The following is a 4,012-nucleotide window of genomic DNA, read 5'->3' as shown; positions in this document are numbered from 1 at the left end:
GACTTCTTCGTCTGGTTCGTCTTCTGGGAGGCCGTCCTCGTCCCGATGTACTTCCTCGTCGGCGTCTGGGGCGGCCCCCGCCGGAAGTACGCCGCGATCAAGTTCTTCGTCTACACGAACGTCGCCTCGCTGGTGATGTTCATCGGCTTCGTCGCGCTCGTCTTCGGCCTCGGCGACTCCGTCGGGTCGATGCGGCTGCCGGAGATCGCGATGGCGCTCCGCGCCGGCGAACTCGGGTCGCTGTTCGGCATCCCGGGGCCGACGCTCGCCGCCGTCGCCTTCGCTGCGATGTTCTTCGGCTTCGCGGTGAAGGTGCCCGTCGCCCCCCTGCACACGTGGCTGCCCGACGCGCACGTCGAGGCACCCACGCCCGTGTCGGTGATGCTGGCGGGCGTCCTCCTGAAGATGGGGACCTACGCGCTCCTCCGGTTCAACTTCACGATGCTGCCCGACGTGGCCGTCGACTTCGCGGTGCCCATCGCCATCCTCGCCGTCGTGAGCGTCATCTACGGCGCGCTGCTCGCGCTGGCCCAGGAGGACCTCAAGCGCATCGTCGCGTACTCGTCGGTGTCGTCGATGGGGTACGTCATCCTCGGCCTCGTCGCGTACACGACCTACGGCGTGGGCGGCGCGACGTTCCAGATGGTCGCGCACGGCCTCATCTCGGGGCTGATGTTCATGACCGTCGGCGTCGTCTACAACACGACCCACACCCGGATGGTCGGCGACATGTCCGGTATCGCCGACCGGATGCCCGTCACCGCGGGCATCTTCGTCGCCGGCGCGTTCGCCTACATGGGGCTGCCGCTGATGGCCGGCTTCGCGGGCGAGTTCTTCATCTTCAAGGGCTCGTTCGAGTCGACCACCTTCGCGGGGATGCCGCTGTTCACCGCGGCGGCGATGTTCGGCATCGTCATCGTCGCGGGCTACCTGCTCTTCGCGATGCAGCGGACGCTGTTCGGACCCTTCCGGTTCGACGGCGAGTACACCATCAGTGAGGCGCCCGTCCACGACGTGGCGCCCCTGGCCGTCCTGCTGGCGCTCATCATCGTGCTGGGCGTCGCCCCGGACCTGTTCTTCGGGATGATCCAGGACGCCGTCAACCCCATCCTGGGAGGTGTCTCGTAGATGTACGACGTGCTGCTCCAGTCGGCCGGCGCGTCCGGCGGGGCCACGCTCCCTGACTGGGCCGCCACCGCGCCCATCCTGGCGCTCGCCGTGGCGTCGCTCGTCCTCCTGCTCGCGGACACGGTCGACCCCGACACGTCGAACAGTTCGCTCCTGGCGGGCATCGCGGCGGTCGGCTCTCTCGTCTCGTTCGGTATCGCCGCCTGGTTCCTCGTCGCCGGAACCGGTCAGCCCGCTACCGGAGGCGCTATCGAACTGTACGGTGCCTCGCTCGTCGTGGACGGGATGGCGCTGTTCTTCCAGCTCATCTTCGCCTCGGTGACGGCGCTCGTCGTCGTCGCCTCGCACGACTACCTGAAGGGTGAAGAGTACCAGGGCGAGTTCTACTCGCTCGTCCTCTTCGCCGCGACGGGCATGAGCCTGATGGCGGCCGCGAACTCCCTGGCGACGGTGTTCGTCTCGCTCGAACTCGCCTCCCTGCCGTCGTACGCGCTCGTCGCGTTCCTCAAGCGCAACCGCGGGAGCGTCGAGGCGAGTCTCAAATACTTCCTCATCGGTGCCGTCTCGTCGGCCGTCCTGGCGTTCGGTATCTCGCTCGTCTACGCCGCGACGGGGTCGCTCGTCCTCGGCGACGTCGCGAGTGGGCTGGTCGAGGCGACTGGCATGGTCGGCGTCGCCGGCCTCGGTGTCTTCATGATCATCGGTGGCTTCGCGTTCAAGACCGCCTCCGTCCCGTTCCACTTCTGGGCCCCGGAGGCGTACGAGGGCGCGCCCGCACCCATCTCGGGCTTCCTCTCGTCGGCGTCGAAGGCCGCCGGGTTCGCCGTCGCGTTCCGCGTGTTCACGGTGGCGTTCCCCGTCGGCGAACTGGTGCCGATGGGCATCGACTGGCCGCTCGCCTTCGCCGTCCTGGCCGTCGTCACGATGACGCTCGGCAACTTCGCCGCGGCGACCCAGGAGAACGTCAAGCGCATGCTGGCGTACTCCTCCATCGGGCACGCCGGCTACGCGCTCATCGGTCTCGCGGCCATCTCCGGCGGCGGGCCGAACGGTGACGTCATCGGCGCGTCGATGGCGCACCTCATGGTCTACGGCTTCATGAACACGGGTGCGTTCATCTTCATCGCTATGACCGAGTACTGGGAACTCGGCCGCACGTTCGAGGACCTCAACGGCCTCGCGACGCAGGCGCCGATGGCCTGCGTCGCCATGACCGTCTTCATGTTCTCGCTGGCCGGCCTTCCGCCGTTCGGCGGCTTCCTCTCGAAGTACGCCCTCTTCTACTCGGCCATCGAGGGCGGCTTCTGGTGGCTCGCGGCCGTGGGTGCGGTCAACAGCGCGCTGTCGCTGTTCTACTACTCGCGCGTCGTGAAGGCGATGTGGATCGAAGACCCCGTGGGCGAGTTCGAAATCGAATCGCGCCCGATGGGCCTCTACGTCGCGGTCATGGCCGCCGCGCTCGGAACCGTCCTCCTGCTACCGGCGTTCGCTCCCGTCGTCGAGACGGCGCAGGCCTCGGCGGCCGCGCTGTTCTAGTCCCGGGCGGTCCGTCTCCTGGGTGCCTTTCGCTCCGCCTCGCCGTGACCGTCAGGACGTCCGGAGGTCGAGCCACCTCGATTATCGTTCATGCCGTATCTCTCCCCTCGTGCCGACGTGCGGACCGTCGAGTGACGGAGCCGTCGAGCGGCACGAACGGTGGTTCAGACGGTCGCTATCGCGTTCGAGGACAACACGGAACTGGCTACGTGAGCATCGAAGCGGAGGAGTTGTGGACGGAAGGGAACACGGACGTGCTCGGCGAGTACTACACCGACGACTTCGTCCCCCACGGTCCCGACAGCGGAGACTACGACCTCGACGCGTACGAGGCGTACGTCGACAGGTATCACACGGCGTTCCCCGACGCCGAAGTCGAGGTGCACGAGACGATGCTGGACGGCGACAAGACGGCGGCGACGTTCACCTACCGCGGCACCCGGGAGGGGGAGTTCGTGGCGATGGAGCCGAACGGGTCGTCGTTCGCCGTCGACGGCATCAGCATGGCCCGTATCGAGGACGGAAAGTTCGCCGAAATCTGGCGCAACGTCGACAGCGTCGAGATGTTGGCACAGATCGGTGCGATCGACCTGCCCGCGAGTCGAGGGGACCGGTCCGCTCGTGTCGCTCGATCCGGTGACGCCCACTCACGGCGTCGTTCGTACTCTCGAATTCGCCCCGTCACGAGCGGCGTGACTGGGTGTCGCCCCCCGGGTCGGTGTGGCAACCCTCCCGTCGCCGACGCGAACGGAGGCGCGGACCGGTGACCGACAGGACGATGCGGCAGGGTTTTTGAGGAGTACCGGCAACCCCCGGTAATGTCGCGGCCCAGTCGGTTGGTGCTCGGGTGGAGCCCCGTCGCCCGCGCTGTCGTCCGGTCCGTCGAGTCGCGTCGAGGGGCGCTCCACGTCGTCACCGAGGCTCACAACCGCGTCGAGTCTCTGCGAGAGGAGGGCGTCGAGGCGACGGCTGGCGACCCGGCCGACCCGGAGACGTACCCCGACGCCGCGACGACAGTCGTCGTCGCCGGCATCGACGGGGTCCGCAACCGCGACGTTGCTCGGGTCGCCCGCGAGCGGTTCCCCGACGCTCTCGTCGTCGCGTACACGGGGGCGGACCCCAGCGAGGAGACGCTCGACGCGCTCCAGACGGTGGCTGACCGCGTCGTCGACCCGCACGAGTCGGTGGCGGCGGCGGTCCTCGAGACGGTGACGGGGCCGACGGTGACGCGCGTCACCCGCCTCTTGCGCGTGCTCCGGGACGTCGACGGGACGCTGGCCGTCGTGATGCACGACAACCCCGACCCCGACGCCATCGCTTCGGCGCTCGCGCTCGCCCGCATCGCCGA

Annotated in this window: 4 protein-coding genes; all 4 read left to right on the top strand. The window is 68.3% G+C overall.

What is annotated here, in order from left to right:
* Positions 1-1,128 (top strand): NuoM family protein (locus ACESK5_RS18870; protein WP_372913130.1); only part of this gene is annotated, 1,128 nt, incomplete at its 5' end.
* Entirely contained in the window at positions 1,129-2,664 is a 1,536-nt protein-coding gene (locus tag ACESK5_RS18865; RefSeq protein ID WP_372913129.1) for an NADH-quinone oxidoreductase subunit N, read from the top strand.
* A 209-nt stretch (positions 2,665-2,873) separates the two neighbouring features.
* Positions 2,874-3,431: an ester cyclase gene (locus ACESK5_RS18860; protein WP_372913128.1), complete on the top strand. Its 558-nt coding sequence runs from the start codon at positions 2,874-2,876 to the stop codon at positions 3,429-3,431.
* A gap of 51 nt (positions 3,432-3,482) precedes the next feature.
* Positions 3,483-4,012: NAD-binding protein (locus ACESK5_RS18855; protein WP_372913127.1), on the top strand; the 530-nt coding region annotated here is incomplete at its 3' end.

Origin of the sequence: Salinigranum sp., assembly GCF_041641895.1 — an archaeon.
In the GTDB taxonomy this organism is placed as follows: Archaea; Halobacteriota; Halobacteria; order Halobacteriales; family Haloferacaceae; genus Salinigranum.
The sequence above is the reverse complement of the archived record's forward strand: the minus strand, read 5'-3'. Positions and strand labels throughout refer to the sequence as shown.